This window comes from Streptomyces glaucescens (genome assembly GCF_002154375.1).
Lineage (GTDB): Bacteria > Actinomycetota > Actinomycetes > Streptomycetales > Streptomycetaceae > Streptomyces > Streptomyces glaucescens.
Genome location: NZ_MUND01000773.1, coordinates 1 through 2,306 on the forward strand (window position 1 = coordinate 1; position 2,306 = coordinate 2,306).

Here is a 2,306-nt window from a genome sequence, read left to right on the forward strand (position 1 = left end):
CCGCCTACCAGATCGAGGGCGCGGTCCGCGAGGACGGCCGGACGCCGTCGATCTGGGACACCTTCAGCCATACGCCGGGCAAGACGGCCGGCGGCGACACCGGTGACATCGCCGTCGACCACTACCACCGCTTCCGCGACGACGTGGCGATGATGGCGGAGCTGGGCCTGACCGCGTACCGCTTCTCGGTCTCCTGGTCCCGGGTGCAGCCGACCGGCCGCGGCCCCGCCGTCCAGGTCGGCCTGGACTTCTACCGGCGCCTGGTCGACGAGCTGCTCGCGCACGGCATCAAGCCGGCCGTCACCCTCTACCACTGGGACCTGCCGCAGGAGCTGGAGGACGCGGGCGGCTGGCCGGAGCGCGACACCGCCTACCGCTTCGCCGAGTACGCGCAGATCGTCGGCGAGGCGCTCGGCGACCGGGTGGAGCAGTGGATCACCCTGAACGAGCCGTGGTGCAGCGCCTTCCTCGGCTACGGCTCCGGCGTCCACGCCCCCGGCCGCACCGAACCGGCGGCGACCCTGCGCGCCGCGCACCACCTCAACCTGGCCCACGGCCTCGGCGCCACCGCGCTGCGCTCGGTGATGCCCGCCCGCAACTCGGTGGCGCTCTCCCTCAACTCCTCGGTCGTGCGCCCGGTGTCGCAGGACCCGGCGGACCTGGCGGCGGCGCGGAAGATCGACGACCTGGCCAACGGCGTCTTCCACGGCCCGATCCTGCACGGCGCCTACCCGCAGAGCCTGTTCGACGCCACCGCGTCCCTGACCGACTGGTCCTACGTCCAGGACGGCGACCTGGCGATCATCAACCAGCCGCTGGACGCGCTGGGCCTCAACTACTACACGCCGACCCTGGTCGGCGCGGCGGACCCGGCGGCGAGCGGGCCGCGGGCCGACGGCCACGGGTCGAGCGAGCACTCGCCGTGGCCGGCCGCGGAGGACGTGGCGTTCCACCAGACGCCGGGCGAGCGCACCGAGATGGGCTGGACCATCGACCCGACCGGTCTGCACGAGCTGATCATGCGCTACACCCGGGAGGCCCCGGGGCTGCCGCTGTACATCACGGAGAACGGGGCGGCCTACGACGACAAGCCGGACGCGGACGGCCGGGTCCACGACCCGGAGCGGATCGGCTACCTGCACGGCCATCTGGCGGCCGTGCGCCGGGCGATCACCGACGGCGCCGACGTCCGCGGCTACTACCTGTGGTCCCTGATGGACAACTTCGAGTGGGCGTACGGCTACGGCAAGCGCTTCGGTGCCGTGTACGTCGACTACACCACCCTGGAGCGGACCCCGAAGTCGAGCGCCCTGTGGTACGGCCAGGTGGCGCGCTCCGGCGCGCTGCCGCCGGCCGTGGAGGAGGTCGCCTGACCTCCGGCCCATGACCCTGGGAAAGGGGGAGCGGGGCGCGACACTGTGGGGGTGTCGCGCCCCGCCTTTTCAGGCGGGCCCGGCCGGGTCACTTGTAGGCGGCGAACGCCTTGGTGAAGGCCCACTTGTCCTGGACGATCGAGCTGCACGTGGCGTCGGCGTGGTTCTGCGCGCCGCCCGGGCACTGCTTGTCGCGGGTGCCGGACCACATGGACAGCCAGCCGAGGCCCTTGGCCCTGGCGAAGTTCACCAGCTGGGTGGCGTCGTCGACCTTGAAGATCTCGGTGGTCACGTCGTTGACGCCGATCATCGGGGTGACCGCGACCGTCTTCCAGGCGGCACTGTCGGTCAGGCCGAGGACGCTCTTGATCTGGGCCTGGGTGGCGGTGGCGGCCTGCTCGGCGTAGGTGCCCATGTCGCCGCTGTACGCCGGGCCGTAGTCCATCGCCATGATGTTGACGGTGGCGATCTTCACGCCGTTCTTCCGGGCGTCGGCGAGGAGGTCCACGCCCGCCTGGGTCAGGCCCTCGGGCATCACCGGCAGGGTGAAGGAGACGTCCAGGCCCGGGTGCCGCTGCTGGAGCTTCGCGATGGCCTGGGCGCGGCGGGTGTTGGCCGCGGTGTTCGGCAGCGCGCCGCCCTCGACGTCGAAGTCGACCTTGGTCAGCCGGTACGCGTCGACGACCTTGCCGTACGCCGTCGCCAGCGCCTCCGCCGAGGGACAGGCGGTGGCCAGTTCGGTGCCGGCCGCGCCGCCGAAGGAGACCCGGACGTCGCCGCCCTGGGCGCGCAGGGCCCCGATCTGCGCGGCGACCGCGTCGCTCGTCAGGTCGGTGACGCCGCCCCACTTCGGGGTGCAGCCGCCGCCGTCGGTGACGAAGGCGAGGTTGTAGTCCTTCACGCCGGTGGCCTCGGCGGCGGCTGCACCCCGAA

At 72.5% G+C, this 2,306-nt stretch carries 2 protein-coding genes; one reads left to right on the top strand and one right to left on the bottom strand.

Annotated features, from left to right (window positions below):
• On the top strand, positions 1-1,373 hold a 1,373-nt coding region (locus CCN42_RS36960; RefSeq protein WP_107427708.1), incomplete at its 5' end, for a GH1 family beta-glucosidase.
• Positions 1,374-1,461: 88 nt separating this feature from the next.
• Here CCN42_RS36960 and CCN42_RS36965 read toward each other — a convergent pair.
• Positions 1,462-2,306: chitinase (locus CCN42_RS36965; RefSeq protein ID WP_211294880.1), on the bottom strand; the 845-nt coding region annotated here is incomplete at its 5' end.